19 protein-coding genes and 2 pseudogenes are annotated in these 25,595 nt (G+C 68.6%); 11 read left to right on the top strand and 10 right to left on the bottom strand.

What is annotated here, in order from left to right; translation table 11 throughout:
- Nucleotides 1-176: 176 nt before the first annotated feature.
- Nucleotides 177-1,349 (bottom strand): PP2C family protein-serine/threonine phosphatase, encoded by a 1,173-nt coding sequence (locus ABD366_RS42100; RefSeq protein ID WP_324770288.1) that lies wholly within the window; start codon nt 1,347-1,349, stop codon nt 177-179.
- Between the two features lie 297 nt (nt 1,350-1,646).
- Between ABD366_RS42100 and ABD366_RS42095 the strand changes: the two genes are divergently transcribed.
- From ABD366_RS42095 to ABD366_RS42075, 5 genes and pseudogenes are all read left to right on the top strand, one after another.
- Nucleotides 1,647-2,141 (top strand): MarR family winged helix-turn-helix transcriptional regulator, encoded by a 495-nt coding sequence (locus ABD366_RS42095; RefSeq protein ID WP_324770290.1) that lies wholly within the window; start codon nt 1,647-1,649, stop codon nt 2,139-2,141.
- A 259-nt stretch (nt 2,142-2,400) separates the two neighbouring features.
- Nucleotides 2,401-2,862, top strand: a complete 462-nt coding sequence (locus tag ABD366_RS42090) for a hypothetical protein (protein WP_324770291.1) — start codon at nt 2,401-2,403, stop codon at nt 2,860-2,862.
- A 184-nt stretch (nt 2,863-3,046) separates the two neighbouring features.
- Nucleotides 3,047-3,616 (top strand): TetR/AcrR family transcriptional regulator, encoded by a 570-nt coding sequence (locus ABD366_RS42085; RefSeq protein WP_324770293.1) that lies wholly within the window; start codon nt 3,047-3,049, stop codon nt 3,614-3,616.
- 99 nt (nt 3,617-3,715) lie between these two features.
- Nucleotides 3,716-3,848, top strand: a pseudogene (locus ABD366_RS42080) (cupin domain-containing protein); the annotation flags it as partial.
- Nucleotides 3,849-4,835: 987 nt separating this feature from the next.
- Complete coding sequence (locus ABD366_RS42075; protein ID WP_324770295.1) at nt 4,836-5,276, top strand: hypothetical protein; 441 nt, start codon at nt 4,836-4,838, stop codon at nt 5,274-5,276.
- Between the two features lie 544 nt (nt 5,277-5,820).
- Here ABD366_RS42075 and ABD366_RS42070 read toward each other — a convergent pair.
- Together ABD366_RS42070 and ABD366_RS42065 are read right to left on the bottom strand one after the other, a co-directional pair.
- Entirely contained in the window at nt 5,821-9,882 is a 4,062-nt protein-coding gene (locus tag ABD366_RS42070) for an nSTAND1 domain-containing NTPase (protein ID WP_324770296.1), read from the bottom strand.
- A gap of 25 nt (nt 9,883-9,907) precedes the next feature.
- Nucleotides 9,908-10,453, bottom strand: coding sequence for a hypothetical protein (locus tag ABD366_RS42065; protein ID WP_324770297.1), 546 nt, complete (start codon nt 10,451-10,453; stop codon nt 9,908-9,910).
- Nucleotides 10,454-11,727: 1,274 nt separating this feature from the next.
- Here ABD366_RS42065 and ABD366_RS42060 point away from each other — a divergent pair.
- The 4 genes from ABD366_RS42060 (at nt 11,728) to ABD366_RS42045 (ending at nt 14,053) form a co-directional block, all read left to right on the top strand.
- Nucleotides 11,728-12,120 carry an excalibur calcium-binding domain-containing protein gene (locus ABD366_RS42060; RefSeq protein ID WP_324770298.1) on the top strand — a complete coding sequence of 131 codons (393 nt, stop codon included), beginning with the start codon at nt 11,728-11,730 and terminating at the stop codon, nt 12,118-12,120.
- A gap of 113 nt (nt 12,121-12,233) precedes the next feature.
- Entirely contained in the window at nt 12,234-12,884 is a 651-nt protein-coding gene (locus ABD366_RS42055; protein WP_324770299.1) for a class F sortase, read from the top strand.
- 216 nt (nt 12,885-13,100) lie between these two features.
- Entirely contained in the window at nt 13,101-13,400 is a 300-nt protein-coding gene (locus tag ABD366_RS42050; protein ID WP_324770300.1) for a hypothetical protein, read from the top strand.
- A gap of 62 nt (nt 13,401-13,462) precedes the next feature.
- The gene (locus ABD366_RS42045) at nt 13,463-14,053 is read left to right on the top strand and encodes a DUF4265 domain-containing protein (RefSeq protein WP_344443567.1); all 591 of its coding nucleotides are present in this window, start codon (nt 13,463-13,465) and stop codon (nt 14,051-14,053) included.
- Nucleotides 14,054-14,495: 442 nt separating this feature from the next.
- Here ABD366_RS42045 and ABD366_RS42040 read toward each other — a convergent pair whose 3' ends face one another.
- From ABD366_RS42040 to ABD366_RS42020, 5 genes are all read right to left on the bottom strand, one after another.
- Nucleotides 14,496-14,792 carry a hypothetical protein gene (locus ABD366_RS42040; RefSeq protein WP_324770301.1) on the bottom strand — a complete coding sequence of 99 codons (297 nt, stop codon included), beginning with the start codon at nt 14,790-14,792 and terminating at the stop codon, nt 14,496-14,498.
- A 126-nt stretch (nt 14,793-14,918) separates the two neighbouring features.
- Nucleotides 14,919-15,650: an SDR family NAD(P)-dependent oxidoreductase gene (locus ABD366_RS42035; protein WP_324770302.1), complete on the bottom strand. Its 732-nt coding sequence runs from the start codon at nt 15,648-15,650 to the stop codon at nt 14,919-14,921.
- 876 nt (nt 15,651-16,526) lie between these two features.
- Complete coding sequence (locus ABD366_RS42030; RefSeq protein WP_324770303.1) at nt 16,527-16,910, bottom strand: RidA family protein; 384 nt, start codon at nt 16,908-16,910, stop codon at nt 16,527-16,529.
- Nucleotides 16,907-18,430: a carboxylesterase/lipase family protein gene (locus ABD366_RS42025; RefSeq protein ID WP_324770304.1), complete on the bottom strand. Its 1,524-nt coding sequence runs from the start codon at nt 18,428-18,430 to the stop codon at nt 16,907-16,909. Before ABD366_RS42025 ends, ABD366_RS42030 begins: the two co-directional genes overlap by 4 nt.
- Nucleotides 18,431-18,476: 46 nt before the next feature.
- Entirely contained in the window at nt 18,477-19,388 is a 912-nt protein-coding gene (locus tag ABD366_RS42020) for an MBL fold metallo-hydrolase (protein ID WP_324770306.1), read from the bottom strand.
- 180 nt (nt 19,389-19,568) lie between these two features.
- On the opposite strand from ABD366_RS42020, the gene ABD366_RS42015 reads away from it, so the two are divergent.
- Nucleotides 19,569-22,358, top strand: coding sequence for a helix-turn-helix transcriptional regulator (locus tag ABD366_RS42015; protein ID WP_324770307.1), 2,790 nt, complete (start codon nt 19,569-19,571; stop codon nt 22,356-22,358).
- Nucleotides 22,359-23,003: 645 nt separating this feature from the next.
- Here the strand turns inward: ABD366_RS42015 and ABD366_RS42010 are convergent.
- Nucleotides 23,004-23,741 (bottom strand): NADPH-dependent F420 reductase, encoded by a 738-nt coding sequence (locus ABD366_RS42010; protein WP_324770308.1) that lies wholly within the window; start codon nt 23,739-23,741, stop codon nt 23,004-23,006.
- Between the two features lie 148 nt (nt 23,742-23,889).
- Between ABD366_RS42010 and ABD366_RS42005 the strand changes: the two genes are divergently transcribed.
- On the top strand, nt 23,890-24,738 hold the full coding sequence (locus ABD366_RS42005; protein WP_324770310.1) for a LysR family transcriptional regulator: 849 nt from the start codon (nt 23,890-23,892) through the stop codon (nt 24,736-24,738).
- Nucleotides 24,739-24,777: 39 nt separating this feature from the next.
- Here ABD366_RS42005 and ABD366_RS42000 read toward each other — a convergent pair.
- Nucleotides 24,778-25,439, bottom strand: a pseudogene (locus tag ABD366_RS42000) (IS5 family transposase); the annotation flags it as partial.
- Between the last annotated feature and the right edge of the window lie 156 nt (nt 25,440-25,595).

The following is a 25,595-nucleotide window of genomic DNA, read 5'->3' as shown; positions in this document are numbered from 1 at the left end:
AGAGCCTGTCTTTGAACCCCCGTCTGCGCCCCGACGCCCGGCACGCACGCTCGCCGCACGGTGTCCCAAGACAGGTGGCTCCGCCACATGACCTGGGACTCCGCACACCGATCGCACGCACCGACCGCCGCTGCGCCCGCGCTCCGCGCGGACGACGGGGGTTCAAAGACAGGCTCTCAGCCCTTGGGCTTGCGGCCCGTCCAGTCCAGGCATACGACGAGAGCGTCGTCATCCAGGTCGGCCTTCAGATAGCCGGCCAGTTCCTGCAGAACGGCGCGCGGCACGGCCGCAGCGGGCAGCAGGCGCGCCTCCCTGATCGCTCTTGAGAGCATCCGCTCTCCGTAGGATTCGCCGCTCTCGGAGAGTGCCGCGTAGACGCCGTCGCTGACGAACAGCAGACGGTCGCCCGGCAGTACCTGCAATTCCTCGGCGACGTAGTCCGTCTCCTCGAACATGCCCAGCGGCAGTTGTGCCTCGAAGGGGATCTGCTCCACGGTTCGGCCGCGCTGGCGCCACAGCTGGGGAGATCCGGCGTCCACCGCTTGCACCCGCCCCGTTTCCAGATCGAAGGAGAGCAGGAGGGCGGATACGTACTGCTCACCTCGGTGCTGGGCGTACAGGGCCTGGTCGGCGAGGGCGGCCTGGTCCGCGATGTCGATGCCGGCCCGGCGGGCGTTGCGCAGCGCGTTGACGGCGAGGTTGGTGAGGAGAGAGGCCTCGATGCCCTCGCCCATGCCGTTCATGATGGTGAGGGTGAGCGTCTCGGCGGTCGCGGCCCAGTCGAAGTTGTCGCCGTGGATCGCGTAGGCGGGTTCGAGCTGGGCTCCAATGGTGTATTCGGCGCGGGAGCAGGCGCGTCCGGGCAGCAGCTGCCACTGCATTTCTGCCGCCAAGGTGAGGCGGGTGGCCCTGCGGGCCTGTAGGTAGATGTCGGTGTCGCGGTCGGCGACGACGACCGCGTAGCCGAGGATCTCGGCCAGGGCGGTCAGTTCCTCGACCGCCTCCGGTGTGCAGTGCTCGTCGGGGAGGCGCACGGACAGGATGCCGAGTCGGTCACCGCGCACGGTCACGGGCAGGAACAGGTCAACCGCTCCCTCGTCGGTCACGGTATGCCCGTAGGGTTCCTGGCTGGCGAACGCGCGGCCTTCAGGGGTCGAGTGCACCGGCAGGGGCGGCGCGGTGTGCGGCATCACCGTGACGGGCTGCAGGACCTGGAGGCTGTAGTCGGCCATCAGAAGGTCGACGTACAGCGCGCCGTAATGCGTGATCACAGCGGTGCGCGCCGTGTCGAGCAGGTCGTACGGTGCGGCACCGCGAATCGCGCGCTCCACGGCCAGAAACTTCGTCACAGCAGCCTTCTCCACAGCTCGGGCACCGCCTGGGTCACCCGCTCGTCCGGTAGTACCCCGAGGCAGGCCGGCGCGACCCTCGGTCTGGATACCGGCCGGCCGGCCGCCTGGGCAGGCGGGGCATCGTCGAAATGTTGTTCTACATCAACTATTTATAAGTGTATCCGCGCTCCGGTGGCGGCCTTCCATCTGAGGGAACTCCCTGCGCAGTCCGGCTGATGAGGGATAGATGCGCCAGATCGGGCAGACGTGGTGTACCCCCAGAGCCTCGGCCACCGAGAGGTGCACGCCCGATCCATGGACATCGACGGCCGCCCGGACTTCCCCGGTCCACTCACGAACTTCCCCCACGCCGTGACCGCAACCACCCTCGAGGCCGTCGACGCACTGACATCCCTATGGGCCAGAGCCTCTGGAACCGGCACTCCGCAACTGTCCGCACTGCAATTGCAGGCGCTCTTCGCCACTCAGGCGTCTCCGGCAATCAATCTAAGAACGCTTGCCGAGGAGATCGGTGTAGCACCGTCCGCGGCGAGTCGACTGTGCGACCGTCTCGAAGCGGCCGGCCTGCTCCGCCGTGCACCCGCCCCCGCAAGCCGACGCGAGATCGGCCTGGTGCTCACCCGGAGGGGGCGGGACGTCCTCGACAACGTAGCTGTGCAACGAGCTCGCACTCTCAGCGCTGTCCTGCAAGAGATGCCGGCTGCCGCACGACACGAGCTGTTGTCAGGCCTCCATGCGTTCGCCGCAGTCCTGCGCGCGGCCCCTTCCGGCGGGCTAGACCAGGCTTGACCCGGCAGCATCCGGTCAGGAAACATCCGCGGACGGCGCCCGCGCCCGGCCCTGCGCGGGGCCGTCGGACGCCACCGAGCACTCCAGCTCCGCGACGGCCAGCCGCAACTCGAAGCTTTCCGATCACGCCCTCACACGAGGTTCAGCACCTCCCTGGCTGGACGGGCGAGACCAGGTAGGGCCTGTCTTCTAGACGGGTTGATCCACTGATCGGCGGCCCCCTGAACGCTTGCGGCAGCGTGCATGGAAGCCTCTCCACATGGACACATTCACGGACCGACTCGACGGCGGGTGGAAGTGGTGGGAGGCCGCCATCGAAGAAGCGCAGGAGGGTCGCTGGGTCCGCGACGCCGTGGAACGGCAAGTGATCGCGGACATCCGCGCCGCCACAAACCCTCTTCATGGTGGGCGCATGGCCCCGTTCACCGAGGACTCATGGCATGTACGCATCGGGAGGATCGCGAACTGGGCCGGGGTGCTACGGCTCGCGGCCCGCTCGGGCGGCTGGGCGCTCCGACCGGTCGCCGGGCGCAACCCGCCGCACCCTGCCGGCATGACCGAGTTGCTGTCTGGCATCTACGCGGTCGGCGAGCAAGGAGAAATCTGGATGCAGCAGCTCATGAAGGGCGAACTGCCACCAGAAGCCGAGGTCGCGAAAGCCGAGGGCTTCTTCACCGGGCCGGGGTCCATCGAAGACCTTGAGCTCTTCTTCTACGACTGAACGGCTGACTCCGCACCGTCATCGCCGTGCCCAGATGAGGAGGGCGGCGAGGTGGCGCGCGGTTTGGTACGGGAGTGCTGCTATGCCCGGCAGGGTGAGAGGTCGAGGGACCAGGTCTGACTCACGAGGTAGCCATGACCATCCAGCCCAGATCGCCGGGGCGGTCGGCGCGACGCAGCACGATTTGCCGTCCGCCGGACAGAGCGAACTGCTCGAAGCCGCCTACCGCTATGCCCTCGCCCACGGTCTCGCGGATCTGTCGCTGCGCCCGCTGGCCGAGGCGATCGGCTCCAGCACCCGGGTCCTGATGTTTCTCTTCGGGAGCAAGGACGGACTGGTACGCGCCCTCCTGGAGCGGGCCCGCGTGCACGAGCCGGCGGTCCTGGCCCAGCTGCGCCAAGAGGACAACCCTGTCGGCCTGGCCACCGCGGCCGAGCGGGTCTGGACCTGGCTCGCCGCCGGCGAACACTGTCCGCTGCTGCGCCTGTGGGCCGAGGCGTGCACTCGCTCCCTCGTCGAGCCCGAAGGGCCCTGGGCCGGGTTCGCCGAAGTCACGGTGGAGGACTGGCTGAACCTCCTGGCCGCCTGTCCGCCCGAACCGCAGCGGGACGCCGAGGCCGGATCGGTCCGTCGCACCGCTGCGATGCCCGTTCTGCGCGGCGTCCTGCTCGACCTCCTCGCCACCGACGATGAACCTCGGGTGACCGCCGCCGTCCATCATCAGCTCGCACTCAGGCGCTCCGACGACGACTGACGACTGACGCCGAACGACGTCCTGGGCCGTTGCGGCAGCTCACCTACATGGCGAACTGGTCATCCGGCGTGATGACAGAACCGCCTTTGTCGCGGTGCACTGCTCCTGCTCGGCCGGGTCATGCGTGGCGAGGCCGACGCGAACGAGATCCCCGCCTCCTCACAGAGGTTCGACAACGAACCACTACGTCGGCAGCCCCGCCTGGCGGGCTGCCCGTGACGTATGGGAGTGAACGACTCCACAGTTACGGTCCGGGCAGCCCGGACTGGATCTGGCTGTAGCCACCGTCCCGGCAATCAACTGGCCCTGTACGCCGAAGGCGACCCGATCAACCTGATCGACCCGAACGGCACCAACACCACGGCACCGACACTCGCAGCAACGACGTCGTCTCCGCGCTCGCCGGGCCGGCCCGCTCTGTGTGGCAGCAAGAAGACCCAGGCAGAGAGGAACCGGTGGCATCGCCCCGCCCGGCTCAGAACAGAGCTTCCTGGTCAGGCTCGTGCGGGTTACGAAGCGGCGGGACCTCCGCGCCGCCTCGCCACTTCGCCTCAAGGTGCTTCCTACAGCCCTGTGGGGGAGGCCAGGGGACGCCCCAGGCGGCCAGTTGCTTCTTCGTCCACCCACCGTCAGCGCTTTGCGCGGCGGCGACTTCATCGGGCGAGGGCACGTAGGTCGACATCCCAGATTCCTGCCCACCCAGCCGCCCCCGGTATGACTCCCCGTCCGGAACGTCTGGCCGGCGGGTTCCCACGTGTCGTGCAGCTGCGGGACATTCCTCTGTCGGGGTTCTGCCGTTCCCCAATGGAGGACAACGGCCCACAATGCGGCGCCCGTGGGCGGGAATAGGCGCGGGGTGGGACTTGCTCGGGCAGGCCGCCAAGGCGCTGGCGGAGATGATCCGGCGTGCGCTGGCTGGCTGAGCATTACCGGACGCCGCGACGTCTTCGCCCACTACGTCGCCGACTCGTCGGTTTTCTGGCGCGACCGCTGGCGCCGGATCCGCATAATTCGCACGCGATCCGGATCCGCCGGAGGTGAGGGCTCCTTCGGACACGCACTCGGCCGCCCTCTCTGACCTGCCCGGACATTGCGTCGGTTGTCTGGGTCTGTCCCGGACAACCACTTGCCGTTGATCGCGGCCGTCCGGGATGGCTTCACTGGCAATGCGCCCCGGTCTCGGGGCGAAGAGGCCAATCCATCATCAGGGGGATGAACAATGCGTAAGCGTCATATGGTCGCAGGCGGATTCTTCGCCGGCGTTCTGGCCGTTGGACTGGCCGGCTCACCGGCGTCCGCAGCCGACGGTCTCCAGCGGACGACCGACACTTCGGTGGGGCCGGACCCCAGCAAGGTCACCTGTGTCGAGCAGGCGTTTGTGGGAGACGCCTGCTTCCAGCCCCACGGGGAGTGGTTCTGGTTGCAGGACACCCACGCGGAGGGGGAGCCCGTCGCGATCGAGTGGGACTACCGGGGCATCGGGGGACCGCGTAGCGGGGTCATCTACAACGACCGTGGCGTGGCGGCCGGCTGGACGAACCTCAACAAGAGCTTCGACGAGAGCGGTCACGTCACGTTCAGCGTCTGCAACATCGACCTGAACACCAAGGAGCTCTCCTGGTGCTCGCTTCCCGTGTGGTCAATCACCGGAGGTGGTTGATCCGTCAGCGGAGGCCGGAGCCGTTCGCGCCCCCGTGCACCAGGGGCGCGGGCGGCGAGCCCGTTCACCGCTCGCAGAAATGAGCAGTTCTGCGAGACCTCTGGGCGCACAGCAACACGCAAGGCCGCACGGCGCGTTCGTGGCGACCCAGGACCGGATGACATCCGCTTCCCGCAAACGTCCAAGGTCGGTGAGTGGCTTCGCCTGCAGGCCCAGCACAGCATGGAGCGGCGGTAGGAATCGCGCGGGTACGGCTGTCGCGAATTCGCGGTAGATCTCTGGCGCTTCTTCCGTCGCTTGCAAGGCTTCAGACAGCTCTTGTCGGGTGTCATGACGCACTTCTGCCCAAATGGTCAGTGAGGCCAGGGTCGTCAGCGCGGCGCCGCCCGTATGTAGGGCGAGCTGGGGATGAGTCCTGAGGAGAGGACTGAGTTGGCCGGTGGCGAGGTGCGGCCATCGGGGGGCGATCAGCACAATCAGGTGTCAGGGGTCGTTTCTGCCTCACGGAGGCGCGCGGTCGGTGGAGTGACCACAACCGGGTGTGTCAGTAGCGAGAGGCCGGTGCGTCCCGTGGCGCTCCCGGGCCGGACGGAAGATCCGGGCATGTGCGCCGGTAATCGGCGCCCGGTACGAACTGCCCCCATTCCGATGACGACAAATTGCGGTTGACCAGCCGACAGCCGTATTCCGCCCATTCCGTGAAGTTCAGACGCCAGATCCTCGCCGTGTCGTCGGCGCCGGCGGAGGCGATCAGCGCGCCGTCCGGGCTGAAGGCGACCCCGAAGATTTCTCCCTGGTGTCCTGTCAACGCAGGACCCTCCGGCCGGCCGTCCGCCACGTTCCACACCCGCACCGAGCCGTCGTTCCCCGCCGTCGCCAGCAGCCTGCCGTCCGGGCTGAAATCCACGTCCGCCACCGCACCGGAATCGCTGGTGAGTGGTTTTCTCACCTGCTTCCCGGAGTCCGTGTTCCACAGTCGCACGGCACCATCAGCGCTCCCCGTCGCCAACAGGGTGCCGTCGGGGCTGAAGGCCACGGCAGTGATTTCGTTGGTGTGGCCCCTCAGTGGGTGCCCACGTGGTGCTCCCGACGGTACGTTCCACAGGCGCGTCATCTGGTCGTTGCCGGCCGTCGCGAGAAGCTGCCCGTCGGGGCTGAAGGCCAGTGCGTTCACCGCTTCGGTGTGCCCGACGAGACGCTCGCCGAGGGGCTTACCCGTACGCACGGACCACAGGCGTGCGCTACCGTCCCCGCCCGCGGTGGCAAGCAGTTCACTGTCGGGGCTGAATGCCACATCCATCAGCATTTTCTGATGTGCCGTCAGCCTACGGACGTGCTGTGCGCGGGAGGCCACATCCCACAGACGCGCCGTTCCGTCCATGCTGGCTGTGGCGATAAGCCGCCCGTCGGGGCTGTACGCAATCCTGTATATCGGGCCCTTGTGCCCCCGCAGCACGCGGCCGAACGGCTTACCGGAACCAAGCCGCCACAGCCGGGCCGTCGCGTCGTCGCCCGCGGTAGCCAGCAGCCTGCCGTCGGGGCTGAAGGCGACGCCGTCCACATCCCCGTCGTGTCCGGTGAGCGGTCGGCTGATCGAAGGCGTCTCGGCGAGGTCCCAGAGCCGCGCGGTGGAGTCCCAGCTCGTCGTGAGGAGTTGCTTGCCGTCGGGCGTGAACACCACGCGGTTCACCAGGTTCGTGTGTCCGACGAGCGGTTGCCCCTTCGGACGATGCGTCGCTACGTCCCAGAGCCGAACGGTGCCGTCACCCCCGGCCGTGGCCAGCACCCTCCCGTCGCGGCTGAAGGCCACGTCCCATACGTTGAGACCCTGGCGGCTCAGCGGCCGACCGTCCGGCTTTCCCGAGGCCACCCGCCACAGCCGGGCCCTTCCGTCGGAGCTTCCCGTGGCCAGCCGCGTACCGTCGGGGCTGAAGGCCACGGCCCGCAGCCGCTTGTGGTGGCTGCTGACGAATACCCGTGTCTGCCGAGGGTCTCCCGGCCCCAACTGCCACAGTCGCGCCCTGCCGTCCTGGCCCGAGGTGGCGAGGAAGCGTCCGTCGCGGCTGAACGCCACGCCCGTCACTGCTGCCGTGCCGGCCCTCGCGACGCCCTGCCACTTCCCGGCCGCTACGTCCCACAGCCGCGCCGTGCCGTCTTGCCCGGCAGTGGCCAGCAGCTTGCCGTCACGGGAAAATGCCACGTCCTGCACTCCGGCGCGGTGACCGCGCAGAGGCCTCCCGTACGGCTTGCCCGTCGACGCATTCCACAGGCGCACCGTGCGGTCGAGGCTCGCTGTCGCGAGCAGTGTCCCGTCAGGAGAGAAGGCCACGTCCATGACCGCACGACGGTGCCCGGTCTGCAGCTCACCGCGCGGCTTCCCCGACGCGCGGTCCCACAGCCGCACCCTCAGGTCCCAGCCGCAGGTCGCGATCACCCTGCCGTCCGGGCTCACCGCTGCCCCCTGGACCCGACTGCCGTGGCGGAGCAGTGTCGAGACGTGAGTGACCCGGGCCAGACCGGTGACGAGTCCTGCGGGAGGCTGCGGTTCGGGCCGGTCCGCACGGGCCACGCTGAGACTCTCCAAGCCCACCAGGATGGCGACGTCGGGCCTATTGCGTACGAGCGAATCCGACCGGAGTCTCAGGGCGTCGGCCTGGGCGAGGCGGGCGCGGGACTGGGCCTGTTGGTTGCTCTTGTACGCGAGGCCGGCGCTCAGAAGGGTGAGAATCAGCAGGACGGCCAGGCCGGCCGCCAGACCGCGCAGCCGACGGTTCGAGCGCTGCGCCGCATTGAGTTCACGTGCGGCCAGGGCCTGGGCCGCGGCCAGGAACCGGCTTTCGACGGGGGTGAGTTCGCCGGTGTGCTCGGCGGCCCAGCCCCCGACGTCGGCCAGCCGTCCGCCGCGCAGCAGATACGCCTCGTCGCGCCCGCTGCGATTCCAGTCGGCCGCAAGGCGCTCCAGATCCGAACGCATCCGCAGTGACTCGCGAGAGTCACCGATGGCCTTTCGTAGCGGCGGCCACTGTCGCAGCAGAGCTTCATGGGCCACCTCGACCGTGGCTTCCTCCACCGCCTCAGCACCTGCCGTCCCCCCGGCCGGGCCCCCGCCGCCCCCACCCCCACCGCCTCCGCTGGTGAGCAGGTGGGCGTCGACGAAGGCGTCCACCACCGTTGCCTCATCCCCGTCCAGGGCGCTGCGTGGTAGGCGCCTTCGCGTCGGCTCCTCATCGCCCTCGACCGTCGCCAGCTTCAACAGCGTCGGCAGTACGGTTTCTCCGTGCCCGCGTCGGGTCAGGTCGTCGAGCAACGCATCGGCCCTGCCTTCCATGGCGCCTACCACCCCGCCCACCGCCTCGTAGTCGGCCGTAGTGATCACCCCTTCGGGGCCGACCCGGTCGTAGAGGTCGCGCAGGGTGTACGCCATCAGCGACAGCCCGTCACCGCCCGTGGTGTCCTCGGCGATGCGCTCGACCAGACCCGGGGCGAACTCCACCCCCGCCCGGCGCGCAGGGAGGCCGATCACTTCGGGCAGCAGGGCCCGGCTCAGCGGTTCGACGGGCAGGGTCTCGTTGACCGCTTCCGTCAGCCCGGCACGCTCCGGGTCAGCGCTCAGGAATTCTGAGCGCACGGTCGCCACGACCCACAACGGGCTCTCTTCGCTCAAGGCGCCGCTCAGGAGCCGCAGGAAGGATCGCTGTTCCTCGACACCGGTGCGCCTGATGAGTTCCTCGGCCTGGTCGACGACCATGAGAACACTGCGCCGTTCGCCTCCGGCGGAGCCCTCCTCTCCGGCCCTGCTGAGTTCGCTCACGAGGTCCATCAAGGCTGTGGATCCTGTGTCCAGCCTCCTCAACACTTCGTCCTCGGAGCGCACGGAGCCGTGGCTGCCGAACGCCAGGACCAGGCTGCGGGCCAGCTCCCGGGTCGGATACTGCCCGGGCCGCATCGGCGGTAGTACCTCCCAGCGGTTGCGGCGCTCGTGCAGGCGGGGCAACAGGCCCGCGCGCAGCAGGGAGGACTTGCCGCTTCCTGAGGGGCCCATGATCGCTACGAAGCGTCCTGCACCGTGCGCGAGCGTCGGTTGCAGCCGTTTCAGCAGTTCCTCGGTCTTCTCCGAGCGCCCGAAGAAGACGGCGGCGTCCTCGGGCGCGAACGGACCGAGGCCCGGATATGGGGCGCGGGTGGGGTCCCAGGCGAAGGAGTCGGACGCCTTCAGACCGGCCCGCCCAAGACCGGCGAGGAGGCGGTCGAGTGCGGCTTCCTCACCGTCGGCGAGGTCCACCCACTGCACCTCGGACAGAAGCCTGAGCCGTGCGGTGTTGTCGATGCGCAGTGGGAAGACGGGGGTGCCCAACGAGCGGGCCAGCGCGATCTCGGCAAAACACCAGGACGATGCGGTGGAAGCGCCGCTGGCCACGAAGACCACGCCGTCGGTTCGGCGAAGTTGTGTGTAGAGCTCCCGTTCCCAGGAGCGACCGGCCGGGATGCCCAGCTCGGGGTCGAAGTCGAGGAACAGCCCGGCAAATCCCGCTGCCTTGAGCCGCGCTGCGATTCGCCTGGCCACGGCACGGTCCCGGCCACTGTGGCTTATGAACAGGGAAACCACGGGTCAGCCGCTCCGGGCGCGTGGCTTACCAGCACTTGCCGTTCGGAATCCAGCACTTTCCGTTCGGGACGTACCAAACTGTGTCTTGCGGCGGAACTCCCTGGGGGACATCCTGGGTGGCGAAAACCATCCAGTCGAGCGGGAAGTGATGGCTGTCATACTTGCACTTGAACGTCTCCGCGGTCCTGATTCCCTGGTTGTTCTTGTTCCAGAGGCATTTGAAGTGATCCGGAGCAGCCAGATATTTCCATCCCGAGCCGTCGGGTGGCAGCATCCTGTTCTTATCCGAGTCCTGCGTCAGAATGTCAGCCAGAAGGCGTGACGTCCCGCTCCCGTCGGAGCATCGATAATCATCAACAAGCTTGTTCTGCTTCTTGTCGACGTACTTGCAGTCCAGGAAATTCTGTGGCTGATAGGAATCCGAGAACATGGCGAACGATTGGCTCATGTCCTGCTTGTACCTCTTGGCTGATGCATCGGTAGCCGTTCCCACTACGAGCACAGCGCCAAGAGCGCCGACCAGCGGGAGGGCCAGAATCGTCCGCCGTTTACCAAACAACCTTCGGTTCATGACCGTTCCCTTCGTGGTCGATGTGAGGGGCGCGCGGCAATCGGTACGCGCAACATTCGAGCGTACCCCTGGCGCCTGGCGGGTCAAGAGAATTAACACCCTGTGCCATCCATAGAAAAGGCGCACGCTGAAATCGGAAGCCAATCCTCCTCACCTCGCGGATATGGCAGATAAATGCACAACCTTCATCCCTGAACGGGGCGGCACGCGGAACGGCGAAATACGGAAGGCAGAGGTGGCGCCTGCGCTTTCTGGTGCTCCACTCCAGCGGCTCCGGACGCACACTTGTTGTGCCCCATGCCTACGAGCGAAGAAATCGGTATGGGAGTGCCTCCGCCGACGTCCGTACCGCAGGCTCCTCTCATTCCGATAGTCACGATGTGACGTGCGGAGTGCCCGGCGTCGGGCGGCTGTTGTGGACCGTCCGCCGGGTGATTCCAGCGTCCGTAGGGCGACAGGCGGAGCCACGGGTCCGCTACCGCGACCCAACGGCGTCCGCCCCACCACGGCGCCTGTGCAGCTTGCCCTCATCGAGGTCCGGGCTGGAAGGTTCGTGAACCAGTATTCGGTGGGTGGTTCGGCGTCCTGGGCCACTCGGCCGGCAGCCACAGGTCGGGGAGAACGCCGTCCCATCGGCCTTGTTCGGACGAGGTTGGGGTCGCATCGGGCAGGTGGTGGAGTTGTGGGCGGGGCGGACACGCAGGGCTGCAAAATGTGAGCGCATCGCATTGTGGGAGCCGTGGCGCCAGGTGACTCGGTGAAGGCGGACGGACCCAGGTTGGGCCGCCATGACTCGAGGCGACCGACGCCGACCGGCACGCTGCGTGTCACGCGGCGCTTGGCGTCGTCGGCCCACTTCTTGGGCAGGAACAGGCGCTGCTGCAGGGGGCGCGACCCCGACATCGCGGCCCCCCCAGACAGGCGCGGAGATCGCCCAGCCCGGCGTGCATCCCGACGTGCACCTCAAGCGGTCGTGCCCCGCGGCCCGGTGGGGCAGGTTGCGTTGGGTGCCGAGCGTCATCCGACCGCGGTCGTGGTCCGCGTGGGCTGAGCACGGCGCGGTTGGGGTTCGGGGTGCAGATCTTTTGCCCGCGTCCGCGCTCAGGGACGTGAAGGCCAACCGGGATTCCGCTCGTGGTCAACCCTCGGTCTGATGCGCGCTCTGTTGGTGAGGTGCAGAGACACTCCAATGGATGCGCCCGGTCGCGCGGCGCCCAGCCGGTTTCTACGTTGTGTAACTGTCAAGCGACACACCGCACACAGTGGAGGAAATCATGCGTTTGGTATCCGCTTTGCTGATATCCGCAGCAACGGGCGCAGTCCTCGTGCCCGCAACAGGCACGGCGTACGCTGCCGACAAAGACTGCGCTGACTTCTCATCCCAGTCCCAGGCGCAGGCGTGGTACGACTCCCACCCCGGCAATGTGGACCGTCTCGACCGTGACAACGACACCAAGGCCTGTGAGGACTACACCGGTTACTCGTCGTCCGACTCGCCCTCTTCGTCGGCTTCCACGGACCTCCCCAAGGGCGGCGTTCGGGCCGGCTCCGGCGGGCTGGCCGCCGACGGCACAGCCACGGGCCTCGCGATCGGTTTCGCTGCTGCAGGCGCGCTCGCCGCGGGCGGCGTCGTCGTGCTGCGCCGCCGCGCCCGGCACGGCAGCTGAGGTCAGGACGTCCGAAACGTGCTGCTACCGCATCACGACGTGGATGGGAGGCGCATGCCATGACCAGTTCGCCGCCTCCCAACCACGACAGAGGTCTCGATCTCCTATGGATCGTGACCGCCGCCGCATGTGCCCTGATCGCCCTGTCCCTGGTATTCGACTGGCTGGCCGGCTCCGGCCCCGCCCACTGGCCCGACAACTCGTCCAGCAAACAGACGAGGCAGGCGCACCCCGTGGCGTCGCGTACACCTTCCAGTCCCGCAGCACTCAGTCCTGAGGACAGCGGCCCCCGCGTACTACCTCCACCCGTCTCTCATGCCGCAGACCCGGTCCGTCTTCGCATCGCCGCACTCCACCTCGACACCGCTATCGGCCCCCTGTCCTTGGACTCCGAGGGCCGTCTGCCTGCCCCCGCCGACTACACCGACGTCGGCTGGTGGCGCGAGGGGCCCTCGCCCGGCGAGGCAGGACCGGCCGTCATCGCAGGTCACCTGGACACGGTGTCCGGTCCCGCGGTATTCGCCAACCTGACTGGACTCCGCCCCGGTGACCGTGTCGAGATCACCCGTGCCGATCAGAGCAGGGCGGTTTTCGAGGTACGCGGAGCGGCCGAATACCCCCAGGACGATTTTCCTACCGATGCCGTCTACGGTTCCACGCCCGATGCGCAGCTGCGTCTGATCACCTGCGGCGGCGCTTACGACCGCGCGGCAGGACGCTATCTCGCTAACACGGTCGTGAGCGCGACCATGGTCACTCCGTAGTATCTGGTCTTTGCACCCGAAGGAGGCTGGTGAGTTGGGGGCGCACCCCCAGATCCCGTCGTCGAGCAGCGCCGTTCCCTGCACCGGCTACGACTTCCGCCTGCGGCGGTGCAGCCGCGTGGTGCCCGTCTCGCTGTATGGGCTGTTGGCTCGTGTGCCTGTCTGTGAGGGCAGCGTGCAGACTGACGGCATCCCGTTCGACCGAAGGACTGAGTGGTGCCCGACCGGCCTGAGATCGTCTGCATCTGCGGCTCTGCCCGGTTCGTGGACGAGATGCGTGCGGTGAACCGTGATCTGACCTTCGCAGGTGTCATCGTCGTCGCGCCGGCCGAAGCTGACGAGTTGCTCACCGATGAGCAGAAGACCACGCTGGGCGCTCTCCACTTGCGCAAGATCGACCTGGCTGACCGGGTTCTGGTCGTCAACCCCGGCGGATATATCGGCGAGTCCACGAGCAGAGAGATCGCCTATGCCCACGCCGCAGGCAAGCCGATCTCGTTCACCGATCCCGTCTGACCAGTAGACGCTTCGTGGTGCGTGCTGGCAACGAGTCTCCGTCCGCATGACCACGTCCGATCATGTGGATGTGGCGTGGCGCCGTGACGAACATCAGTGGCGACCATGTGAAGGTCCATTTCCGGATGGACATTGATGCGGAAGGCCGGCCGCCGGCGAGTGCTGAGAGTCTGTGGGCCGTGGACCTCGGCGACGGCACCGTGCGGCTGGACAGCACCCCGCGCTTCGTCCGTGGCGTCGCCAGCGACGACGTCATCCGGGTGGAGATCGACTACGAGGCATCCGCAGCCGGACGATCGTCCTCATGGGCTGGAGGTGAGGCCCGGGGCCACTGTCCCCTCCTCAGCCACACTCATCCCAAAGCCGGGCCCCTGGGCAGTGTTCCGCCGGTGGACGCGACAGCGGGTGAACCGCAGCACACCCCGACCAGCGGCCGGTCCTCGGCGAAACCGGCGGGGACGTGCAGCCTTCCACTCGACCCCGAGCCGCAGGCGCTGTGGGCTCTGGCGGGGAGTTCCGCGCGGGCCGTGCCGGAGTGCGCGACGCAGCGAACACCATCCGGGTGCTCCTTGAGGACGAGCACGACGCGGGATAAGTCGTCGATTCAACCGGGGGCGAAGGGGGACGGGCGGCGCTTCGAGAAGCGTCGCTGACCCAGCGCTCCACTCGCCTCCCAGCGCAAGCCGAGCTGATCCAGCGCCGCTCGTTGTTCACTGGTGAGCTTGCCGGCCCTGCGGCGTACGGCAGAGCCTCAATGGGGGGTGTTGAGATGTCCTTCGCGTGCGTGGAATTGGCGGGCGGCGAGGTTGAGGGCCCGCTGATGGTCCTGCGTCCGCTTCACGGGCCGCTCATCCTCTTCGGCCGCCCCCTCTTGTTCCGTATCGTCTGCACCGTCTGCTCAGCGACGTCTGCGCCGTCGGCGGTGACCACCACCATCTGCCCCAGCTCGCAGGAGTCGTGCAGGCGTTCCTCAAACTCAACGGCCACCTGCTCGGGCGCCCTGACAGCTTGGCCAGGGCCTCGCGCGTGCGAGCAGGGGCATATCGACAGGCTGTTGTTACTGCGAGGTTGGGCATTGGACTCGGGGGTGTCGGCCTACTCGATGGTGGTGGGTCGGCGTCCGCCGCAGCAGGCCACCACTGCTGCCGCCGTGGAGTTCAGGAAGATCGTGAACCAGGATGACCTGTCCACCGCGTCGATAGATCCGGTACGAAGCGGCTCTTCCCCGGCCAGCTTGAGGAGGTCGACACTGTCGCCCAGGCCATCGATCGTGTGGCCGCGCTTCAAGGAGTGCTGCATTCGCCCCCGAAAGACGCCTGCGTGCCGGCTGGCCGGGACCAGGCCGTCCCAGACGACGAAGTCAGCCCCGGCGATCAAGGCGTTACGTGGCACGCTTGCGGTTGGGCTTCTCACCCGACGCCGGGCGCCCGCGCCGGCCGGCCGCCGCAGTCTTGGCCGCGGCCTTGCCAACCGGCCGAGGGCGTCGCGGCGTGCACCGCGCATTCGGGAGCGAGGAGGCTAGTCCCCGTCGGCCATGAACTTGTCGGCGAGCTGGAACGCGAAGTCTTCGGGCAGATCAAAGTGGAAGACCTCGGCAGAGTCCGGCTCGACGTGGGCCTTCCAGTAGACACCGGCGATGACGTCCGGCTCCGAGTTCGGCCTGCCGCAGCCGATCGCCGCGCCCAGGGCGATGTGCGCGACGTGCACTCCCTTGGCCGCCACCGACTCGTTCAACGCCAGCAGCCAGTTGCGCATGGCGGCGTTCGCCGCGTTCGCATTGGCGACCTGCGGTACGACCATGGGACCGGATCCGCTGCCGCTCGTCGCGAGGATCGTCCCGTTCCCGCGGTCGATCATGCCGGGGAGCACCTGACGCACGGCCGCGAGGGCGCCGAAGAAGTACCTCTCCAGTTCGGGCAGTACGGCCTCGACCGTGAGGTCGGCGGCCTCGACGAGGGGGTGCGCCGCCAGGTCCGTCAGTGTGGGGGCTGGTGAGTATTCCAGGACGTCGACGGATCCGAAGTGACTCTCCGCGGCGGCGAGTGCCTCGGCGAGCTTCGGGCGGTCGGTGACGTCGGCCGGGAAGGCCGCGGCTCGGATCCCTTGGTCGCGTAACCTGCGTACCATGCGGGCGAGTTGCGCTTCGCCCCGCGCCACGAGGGCGACATCGAAGCCGCCCTTCCGCCCGAATGTCTCCCCGATGGCGAGGCCCAGCTGCGGCCCGGCACCTACGATGGCGATGGTCGGCACTGCTCGTCTCCAATCAGCCCGGACAGGGTCCGGGCAGGAACTCCGTTCAGGAACGGGTGATCACTAGTTGAGGTCGGACCAGGACCCGTGCCGGAGTCTGGCTCGACGAGTGTCGCGCTTGAGGCGGTCCTGGTTGTGCGGCCGAGGCGCCCGCACACCGATGTTGTAGTGGGTGCTTGACCAAGCTATCGCCCATCAGATTTCGGCACGGCCTCGGGCCGCACACCTTGCGGGTGTTGGTCAGTACGAACTGTCCGTTGATTCGGTCGCCGATCGGGATCAGCACCCGGCCGTACTCCCGGGCCACGGTGCGCAGGAGCCGCGACTCCACGACCAGCCGTGCTCACGCAGCCATGCGCCGGGGCCCTCTCGCGTTCCCGAGGCGAGCAGCGAGCGCAGATCGGGCCCCAGCGACCCGGACTGGGCCCGTGCCTGCGGATCCTCCATGCGCTTGAGAAAGAACGGATCGTCCTCGATGACCCACCGTGAGCCGGGCGCCGGTCGGCCGGCCCGCTCGCGATCCGCCACTGCCAGGCGATGCGTGCGGCAGGGAGCGCGGGGTGATACCAGACGGGCGCGGCGGCCGAGGACGCGTTCTGTTCCGTCTCGATCAGTAGGCCGTACGCCATCCCGTCGATCACCGCGGTGGCGTACCTCTCGCTGTTGTCGTCGACAGTCCAGTCCAGGGGTGTCGGGGTCGACTCCGACACTTCCAGAAGGGCCTCCGCGAGGTTGCCCAGGCCCCGGTACAGCGCGGCGCGTACCCCATCGGCGTGGTGTCGGCCCCAGTGACACGGGGGAGTTCGGCGATCTCCTCCACCAGAGTGTGCGCGGCGAGTCCGTCCAGAAGGTCCCGCCTGCACGTCCATGGCCGCGTCAGTCGTCCAGCACTGCCAGGGCGTCGCACTCCACGAGCAGTCCCGGCGGAAGCTGCATGTAGACGGTGGTGCGGGCGGGGAAAGGCTCGCCGACGGCTGCCGCGTACGCCCCGTTCATCTCGGCCAGGTGGGCGGGATCAGTGAGGTACACGCGGAGCATCACGACGTCCTCCAGGCCCGCACCGCCCGCATTGAGTACGGCTGTGACGTTGCGCAGGGTCTGCTCGGTCTGCTCGGCGACCGTGGTGCCGACGACCTCGCCCGTGTCCGGATCGAGCGGAAGCTGCCCGGAAACCTGCAGGACGGGGCCCTTGCGAATGCCTTGGGACAGCGGGGCTGCCAGGGCGGGTGCGTTCTCGGAGGTGATGACGGTTCTGGTCACGGTGTGTCCTTGGGAAGGGTGGCCGGAGGCCAGTGCCACGCCTGTCGTTCCTGGCTGCGGGGGTCGTCGACCTGGGTCCACTCGGCATCGATGCGCATCGTGGCCCGCCGCTCGTCGTCGTACGAGTCCCAGCCGGGGTTGCCGGTCCTGGCGAACCGGACCCAGGCGGCGTGCATACGGGCGGCAAGGTCCGTGGGGGGCTTGTCGGGGCCGAGCAGGGCGGATGGGCCGTGCAGCTCGGGGAGGTGCGCGAGATCGAAGACGAAGGGCAGTTCGACCGTGTGGGTGGCGCCGAGCTCCTCGTCCAGAGCGTGGGAGCGCCAGGCGAACTCGTAGGCGTAGGTGGCGGATTGGGGGCGGGTGGCATGTGCGTCGGTCAGGGCCCAGCTGCCCGCGCCGAACAGTGCGTCGCCCATGATGGCGGAGCGCAGCTCGCCGAAGGACGCACCGGAGCGTGCCTTGCGGTACGTCTCGACGAGTTGCGCCGGCTTCGGGTGCGAGCGCGCCGCCGCGTCGCCGACGTCCCCGGTGGTCGAGGTGGCGTACTTGTCCACGGGGACCAGGTAGAGGTTTCCTTCCTCGGTGTTGGTCCCGATGAGCAGGTCGATGTCGTCGCCGAGGCCGGCGGCGACGGATTCGGCGGGCTGCGTGTCGAGGACCAGGCTGAAGGGGCTGAGTCCGATCAGCGGATCGTGGTGCGTCTCGGTCTGCAGGTCGATGTCCGTGAGCCGGGAGGCGGCCTCGACCAGGCGGTCGTCGGAGATGTTCGCAAAGGCCTCGGCGCGGGGTTCGATGCCCAGGGCCTCGGCCGCTGCCCGGGTGACGCGGGCGGCCTGCTCGGTGGTGAAAGCCCCCAGGCCGCTGCCGCTTTGGACGATCGCCCGGCGGAAGAGGCCTGCGGCTTCGGGGGTGGCAAGGATGCCGCTGACGATGGTCGCCCCGGCCGATTGCCCGAAGAGGGTGACGTTGTGCGGGTCACCGCCGAAAGCGGCGATGTTCTCCCGCACCCAGCCCAGTGCGGCGACGACGTCGAGCAGGCCGCGGTTGGCCGGCGCGCCGGGGATGTCGAGGAAGCCGGCGATGCCGAGCCGGTAGTTGAGGGTGACGAGGACGACGCCGTCGCGGGCGAAGGCGGAGCCGTCGTACAGCGCGGACCGCGTCGATCCGGCGACGAATCCGCCGCCGTGGACGAACACCATGACGGGCAGGTCGCCGCCGGAGGCGGCGGACGTCCAGACGTTGACGGTGAGGTGGTCCTCGCCGCGGCTCCAACCGGTGCCGAAGTAGGGGGACATGTCCACGCTGCCGAGCTTGCGCTCGGGCTGCGGTGCGTTGGGCCCCGGTACGGTGGCGTCCCGTACACCGTCCCACGGTTCGTGCGGCTGCGGCGGCTCGAACCGGCCGGCGCCGCGGGGCGGGGCGGCGTAGGGGATGTTCAGGAAAGCGGTGGTGTCGCCTTGGCGCAGGCCGCGGACGGCTCCCTGCGCCGTGGTCACGATGGCGTCGGTGTGGTGGCTCATGTCTCGTGTCTTTCCGTAGGACTCAGGCCTGCTCTTTCCGTAGGGCTCATGCCTTCCCGGTGTATGGGGTGAAGGGGGCCCAGCCCTTGATGGCGAACTTGTCTCCCTCGCGCGCCACTTCGGCGGCACCGTGCCCGCCCAGGTGTGCGGGGATCACGAGCGCGTTGTTGTCGGCCGCCCAGCCCAGCACCTTGCGGCGAGTGGCGCGGGCGCCCGCGGGGTCCTCGCAGAAGCAGCTGTTGGAGTCGGGCTCGATGATCTGCACGGGGCTGTGCAGCATGTCGCCGACGAACACCGCGCGGTCGGTCCCGGAGGTGAGGGTCAGTACGGAGGAGCCGGGGGTGTGCCCGGGAGCCGCGTCGAGGCGGAGGTCTGCGTCGATCTGGTGGCTGTTTTCCCACAGCAGCGTCTGGCCGGCCCGGTGCACCGGGGCCACGCTGTCCTCGAAGACATTCTGGTTGCCGCTGCCGAGCGACCTGTGGCTGTTCTCGGGATTCCAGAAGTCGAAGTCGTCCTTCGGCATAAGATAGGTGGCGTTGGGAAAAGTAGGTATCCACTGTCGGCCGCTCAGGTACGTGTTCCAGCCGACGTGATCGACGTGGAGATGTGTGTTGATCACGATGTCCACGTCCTCGGGCGCGACACCGGCGCGCGCGAGATTGGCCAGGAAGTCTGTTTCGAGGCGGTTCCAGACGGGCGCGTATGGGCGGTCCTTGTGATTGCCCACGCCGGTGTCGACGAGGATGGTCTTGCCTCCGCTGCGCAGCAGCCAGGTCTGGATCGCGGAATTGACGATATTGGTCTCGGAATCGAGAAAATGCGGGTCCAGCCATGAGGCGGCGCCGTTCCACACTTCCTTCGGACTTTCGGGGAAGAAGGTTTCGGGCGTCATTTCGACGGAACCGAAGTACTCCCATATCCGTGTGATGGTGACATTGCCGAGCGCGATTTGTTCCATGGGGTGTCCTTGGGAATGTGGAAGTTTCCTGGAACCGTACGAGCGGCCTCGGCGCGCGCGGTATCCGTAACGTGACTGCACCTGCGCGCATGGCCCGGGCACCGGGCCAGGCCGCGCTTGTAGCCTGGACGGGGCAGGGCAAGGCGACTCTGATCGACAGCCGCGATTCCGGGAGACTCCGTGGACGAGCACACAGGCGACCGCGGTGCGGTCATGGGACCGGAGCCGGATCCGGGGGAGCTGATCGTGGGCCGGGACGCGGAATTGGCACGCCTCTTTCGTGCGGTGGACTCCGTGTCGGCCGACCCGGTGCTGATGCTGGTCGGTGACATGGGCACGGGGAAGAGCGCGCTGCTGGAGCACGCGGTGCACCGGGCTGAAGCCGGCGGCGCTCGCGTACTGCGTGCCGAGGGGAGCGAGTCGGAGTCGAGCCTGGCATTCTCCGCACTGCATCAGTTGCTGCGGCCGGTGCCGGCCGAGGTGGACGCACTGCCGGGGAGGCAGCGCGCGGCGCTGCAGGAGGCCCTCGGCGAGGGGGCGGCCACGCCGGGACCCGATCTCATGCTGGTCGGGATCGCCGTCCTGAGTCTGTTGTCAGGCCTGGGCGACCACCATCCCGTGCTCGTGGTGCTGGACGATGCGCAGTGGCTCGATCGTGCTTCCCTGGATGCGCTGTCCTTCGTTGCCAGACGGTTGGAAGGTGAACCGGTCACGATGCTGATCGGTGCCCGTGGCGGCGATCACCTTCCGGGATTCGACCGGCACGTGCCGATGCTCACCCTGGGATCGCTTGACAAAGCTGCGGCCGATCACCTGCTGGACCTGCAGCCGAAGAGCCCCACCGGGCACACCAGGTCGCGGATCCTCGACCAGGCAGGTGGCAACCCGCTGGCGCTGTTGGAACTGGCGAGTACAGCCTCGGCACAGGACACGGCTGCGGGGCTGCCGTCTGCCGGTCCGCTTCGGCTCACCGATCACCTGGAGCGGATCTTCGCCGCTCGCCTGAACAGTCTGCCCGCCTCCACCACGCGGGTTCTGCTGCTCCTGGCCGCCATGGACAGCCCCGACTCTGCGATCGCTGTCTCGGCGGGGCTGCCGCGCGCCGAGGACGCGGCCTGGCTGCCGGCCGAGCAGGCCGGGCTGGTCCGGCGGACCGGCCGGGACGTCCGGTTCCGCCATCCACTGGTCCGGTCCGCCGTGTATCACGCCGCGTCCTTGGCCGCCCGGCGCGAGGCTCACCTGGCGCTCGCCGAGATGCTGCGGGACGAACCGGACCGGCGTGCCTGGCATCTTGCCGCCGCCTGCCCGCATCCGGACGCGGCCGCGTCAGCGGAACTGGAGCGGACCGCCGGCCGGGCCCGCCGCCGCGGCGGCCATGCGGCGGCGGCCCAGGCCCTGCAGCGCGCCGCGGAACTCGCACCGCAGCGCGAGGACAGTGCCCGGCTGCTGGTTGAAGCCGCCGCGGCGGCCGTGTTCACCGGAGACATCGCCTGGGTCGAGGAACTGGTCGCCGCGGCACGCGCGCGCACGGATGACGCAACCCTGCTGGCCTCCGCCGCCGTGCAGGCGGGACGGCTGGCGGTCCTGACCGTGCGCCACACCGTGGTCTTCTCCCGACTGGCCGACGATGCCGAGCAGTTGGCGGTCTCCCAGCCCGCCGCCGGGCTGGATCTCGTGGCCGGCGCTGCCGTGGTCCGTTTCTACTCCGGAGAGGACACACAGCGCCATCGCATCCAGGACGTCCTGCGGCGCCTTCCCGAGAAAGCCTCACACGCAGGTCTGCGTACCTGGGTGAGGGCCGTGTCGGACCCTTTCGACGACCGGGCCCAACTCATACGCCTGTTACCGCAGTTGGCCACCGATGCGGAAGCCCGGCCGGAACGGCTCACCGCCGTCGGAATCATGGCGTGGCTCCTGGACGAGACCCCACAGGCCGTCCGCGCCTTCGACGAGGCCTTCGACCGATGGGAGTTGCAGGGAGCGCTGCCCGAGGGTCTGGGCGGCGCGGTCGCCTGGGCCTACCTGGAGCGAGGAAGGTGGGATCAGGCCCGTGAGGCATGTGCCCGCACCATCGCGGTCGGCCGGGCGGCCGGCCTCGACCACGCGGTGGCCTGTGCGGCCACCGTGGATGCCACCGTGCTGGCCTTCCAGGGCGATGCGTCCTCGGCCCGTGCCCGGGCTGAGGACGCGCTCGTCCTGATCGATCCGCTGGAAAGCCGTTCGGTCTTCGTTTATGCCCGTCGTGCGCTCGGTGCCGCGGCAGTTGCGGAAGGCGCCTACGAGACCGCGTACGGCGAACTCCGTATGGTCTTCACGGTAGACGGCGCGCCCGTGCACTACCACGCCTCCTACCCGGCCCTCGCGGATCTGGCCGCCGCCGCTGTGCGCTGCGGCCGCCGTGAGGAGGCTGTCGCGATCGTCGAGCGCTCGGCATCTGCGCTGGCGGACAACGCTTCACCTCGTCTGCGTGCGCTGATCAGCCGAGCCCGTGGCCTGCTGGCGGACCCCGACGACGCCGAACCGCACTTCCGGGCGGCCCTGGCGGATCCGGTACTGGAGTACTGGCCCTTCGAACGCGCACAGACCCTGCTCGACCTCGCCGAGTGGTTGCGGCGCCGTCGGCGCATCGCGGAGGCGCGTGCGCCGCTGACCCAGGCCCTGGAGATCTTCCGTCGCCTAGGCGCCCGGCCGTGGATCGAGCGCGCCCGGGCCGAGTCACGCGCCGCCGGCCTCGACGTCACAGATGCGGCCCCCGACGCGCTTGCCGAACTCTCCCCGCAACAGCAGCAGATCATCCGGCTAGCCGCCCGCGGGCTGACCAACCGAGAGATCGGCGAAAAGCTCTTCCTCTCCCCGCGCACGGTCAGCTCGCACCTCTACCGCAGCTTCCCCAAGCTGGGCATCACCGCCCGATCTCAGCTGCGCGACCTCATCGAGGGCGCCCTCGTGACGGCCGGCCACCAGGAATAAAGGCATCCCGGGCCGTGGGGTGGTGTCCCGTCTCGGCGGGGTCCGGCCGATGCGGGCAGGAGCGGGCAGGTGCTGAGCGGCGAAACCAGGTCGACGTAGGTCAGTGCGGCACCCGTTCATGCGTTCATGCCCCTGAGAGAGACACTTGCCCGAGTCGATGCAGACCCGGCCCCCGGCTGGTTCCCGTCGTCCGTCGTGCGGCGACGGCGACTGTCTCTGGCATGCCGTCAGTGTCTCCGCAGCACCTATGAACTCCCGGGAACTGGAAATCGACGGCAGAGCGAGAGCCCGGGCGCAATACCGCCGCCCCGCAGGAGCCACCCCGCCTTCCGACCATCACGCGCCCCGTCGCGCAGGCGCTCACCAACCTACGGAAGCTACAAGCAACTCCTCGACGTCACAGAGCAGTTGCCGGTGCGCCCGAGCGTTGATCGAGTCGTGGCGGAATGCTGACGGCGGCCGGACGGATTCCGAGGACTGTCGCAACAAGTGATCGCTGTTGTGTGACGGCGAGCGGTATGGACAGCCGCGCGGCCAGGTATCCCGGCCGCGCGGCTGACGGCGGTTCCAAGCTGGGCGCCTCCGCTAGCTCACGTTGGTCTCGGCCGTGGCTTCGCACGCGACTGAGGGACTGATCGCCCGCTGTTACATCCGGAACCCCGCGGGCCCTCGCACCGCGGCGGCAGCGAGCTCCTTGATCCGGGCGACGGGTACGGGCACACCGGGTGCCTGTTGGACCCAAGCCACGAATTCCATGATGGTGAGGCCGGACGGCGGCTGTCCCACGTACGGGATGGCGTACAGAGGGGTGTTCGGTTCGCTGCGCCAGCTTTCGGCCAGGGGGCCGAGGTCCACCGCATCGAAGCCGAGGACATTCAGTAGGTCGGCCACCTCCTTCATTGCGTCCGGGTCGTCGCCGGAAAGTGGCAGCGCGGTGCGGTCGGGGGCTCCGGCCGGGCGGAACAGCTCCAACAACTGCTTGGGGCCGATGTTGTGCAGTGCCTTCACCACCTGGGCATCTGCGAGGTGGCGTTGCACCAGTTGGCTGGAGGTCAGCTCGTCGCTGTCGAGTTCCGGTACTCCGAATTCGCTATGTGGCGCGTAGTTCATCGGGTCGATGACGGTCTTGCCGGAAAGCTCCGCCCGGGGCAACCGCTCGTAGGCGGCCAGCGGCACGGACGCGATGACAGGATTGCCGGCCCTTGCTGCTTCGGCCGGGGTGGCCGCGCGTGCCCGCTCGCCGAGCTCCGAAACGAGACCGGCCAGCGTTTCGGGGCCGCGTGAGTTGCTCAGGACGACGTTCAGGCCGGCGTCGACGGCGCGGCGGGCGGCCCCGAGGCCGACCATGCCGGTGCCGATGACGCCGAGGGTTGTTGTGCTCACTCTGTTCTCCGTTCGCGTGTCCCCGCGTCGCGGCATCCGGCGGGCAGGGCCGCCCAGGCGGGCTTGTACCCATCACAGCCGGAGTGGCCTGTGCGAACAATGATCAGAAGCGCCCGGCAGTAATCACATCATGTGATAGATCAGGCAGATGGAACTGAGAGCGCTGCAGTACTTTGTGGCCGTGGCCGAGGAACTGCATTTCGGGCGCGCGGCGCAACGGCTGGGCATTGTGCAGCCGGCGGTCAGCCAGCAGATCGCCCGGCTCGAACGCGAGCTCGGCGTGCGCCTGCTCGACCGCACCTCGCGCCGGGTACGGCTCACCCCGGCCGGCGAGCGAGTGCTCGCCGCGGCCCGTAGGACCCTCGCTGCGGCGGCCCGGGTGCGGGTGGTTGCCGGAGAACCGGCGGCCGTCCTGCGGATCGGTGTGGCGTCCTGCGTCACCCGACGGCTCGACCGGGCGGTGGGCCGCCTGAGCGCCGGCGAACGCCCCGCCGAGCCGAAATTGGTCGACCTGCCGGTGGCCGCGCGACTCGACGCCGTCCGCGACGGAGAGCTGGACCTGGCGCTGGTGCGGGGCGCACTCACCTCCGCGGCGGTGACGGTGGTGCGCGCCTGGTCCGAGCCGCTGCACGCGGTGCTCCCGCGTGAACACCCGGCCGCCGACAAGCCCGTGGTCAGCCTGCACGACCTCGACCCGAACGGTCTGCGGCTTCCCGCCCGAGACAGTGACCCGCCGATGCATGACGCGATCCTCGCCGCCCTGCCCTTGGCTCCGCTGCGGCCTCCTGCCGGGGACATGCTCAACGTGCTGTTCGAGGTGGGCCGGGACGCCGAGGGTTGGACGCTGATGCCGGCCGAGCAGCTCGATGTGTCCCGCTCCGAGCGGCTGCTCCAGAGGCCGCTCGACCCGCCGGTGACCGTCGATGGCCACGTCGTCACCTCCTTTGCCACCCCGGAGCCGTGCGTGGCGTCGTACGTGGCCGCGTTCGCGGACTGAACTTCCGCCTCGGGCGAGGGCTGGGCACTGTTTCTCGGATCATGTGCGGAGCCAGATGATGAGTGCGGCGAGGGTGACGGTGCCGAGGTAGATGTAGGCTCGCTTCTCGTAGCGGGTGGCGACGGCGCGGAAGCCTTTCAGGCGGTTGATGGCACGTTCGACGGTGTTGCGCTTCTTGTAGTGCTCGTCGTCGAATCCGGTGGGCCGGCCGCCGCGGGAGCCGCGGTTGAGCCGGTGTCTGCGCTGGTCACGCCGCTCGGGAATGGTGTGGGAAATGCCGCGTCGTCGCAGGTAGCGACGGTTGGCCCGAGATGTGTAGGCCTTGTCGGCCAGGTCGCGGTCAGGTCTGGTGCGCGGCCGTCCGACTCCGGTGCGGGGGACGGCTATCTGTCGTAGTACGGGCTCGAGTTGGGGGTCGTCACCGTGGTGGCCGCGAGTCAGCAGGAGGGCGAGGGGCCGGCAGTCTCCGTCGGCCGCGAGATGAATCTTGATGGTGAAGCCACCGCGGGAACGTCCCAGGCATTCGCCGATGCGACCACCTCCGCCAGCCGGACGGCCAGCTTCCGTAGGACCGGATCGGGCTGGTTCGTCCCTGTGCGGGCCCTCTTTTGGGGGACCGCAGTGGGCGGTGCGTTGCGGGCGCCGGCGGCGTGCTGAGGAGCTCGCAACGCGGTGGAGTCCACCGACACGTCCCAGCCGATCCCACTCCGCTTTCGTTAAATCCCCACGACCCATGGCTCCAGCCTGACCTCAACAACCCTGTCACGTCAGGCGATCCGAGAAACAGCGCCTAATCGCAATGCCGTGACTCTGTTGGTGATCTTGTCGGGGTGCTGACGGCGGTCGCTGGCGGTGGT

It is taken from the genome of Streptomyces kunmingensis (assembly GCF_039533535.1).
GTDB classification, from domain to species: Bacteria; Actinomycetota; Actinomycetes; order Streptomycetales; family Streptomycetaceae; genus Streptomyces; species Streptomyces kunmingensis.
This window is presented reverse-complemented; position numbering and strand designations above follow the sequence as displayed.

Excerpts from the sequence above, each read along its gene's own strand:
- ABD366_RS42095 (WP_324770290.1), top strand. The coding sequence starts at position 1,647 with ATGGACATCGACGGCCGCCCGGACTTCCCCGGTCCACTCACGAACTTC.
- ABD366_RS42090 (WP_324770291.1), top strand. The coding sequence starts at position 2,401 with ATGGACACATTCACGGACCGACTCGACGGCGGGTGGAAGTGGTGGGAG.
- ABD366_RS42075 (WP_324770295.1), top strand. The coding sequence starts at position 4,836 with ATGCGTAAGCGTCATATGGTCGCAGGCGGATTCTTCGCCGGCGTTCTG.
- ABD366_RS42065 (WP_324770297.1), bottom strand. The coding sequence starts at position 10,453 with ATGAACCGAAGGTTGTTTGGTAAACGGCGGACGATTCTGGCCCTCCCG.
- ABD366_RS42060 (WP_324770298.1), top strand. The coding sequence starts at position 11,728 with ATGCGTTTGGTATCCGCTTTGCTGATATCCGCAGCAACGGGCGCAGTC.
- ABD366_RS42045 (WP_344443567.1), top strand. The coding sequence starts at position 13,463 with ATGTGGATGTGGCGTGGCGCCGTGACGAACATCAGTGGCGACCATGTG.
- ABD366_RS42025 (WP_324770304.1), bottom strand. The coding sequence starts at position 18,430 with ATGAGCCACCACACCGACGCCATCGTGACCACGGCGCAGGGAGCCGTC.
- ABD366_RS42020 (WP_324770306.1), bottom strand. The coding sequence starts at position 19,388 with ATGGAACAAATCGCGCTCGGCAATGTCACCATCACACGGATATGGGAG.
- ABD366_RS42005 (WP_324770310.1), top strand. The coding sequence starts at position 23,890 with ATGGAACTGAGAGCGCTGCAGTACTTTGTGGCCGTGGCCGAGGAACTG.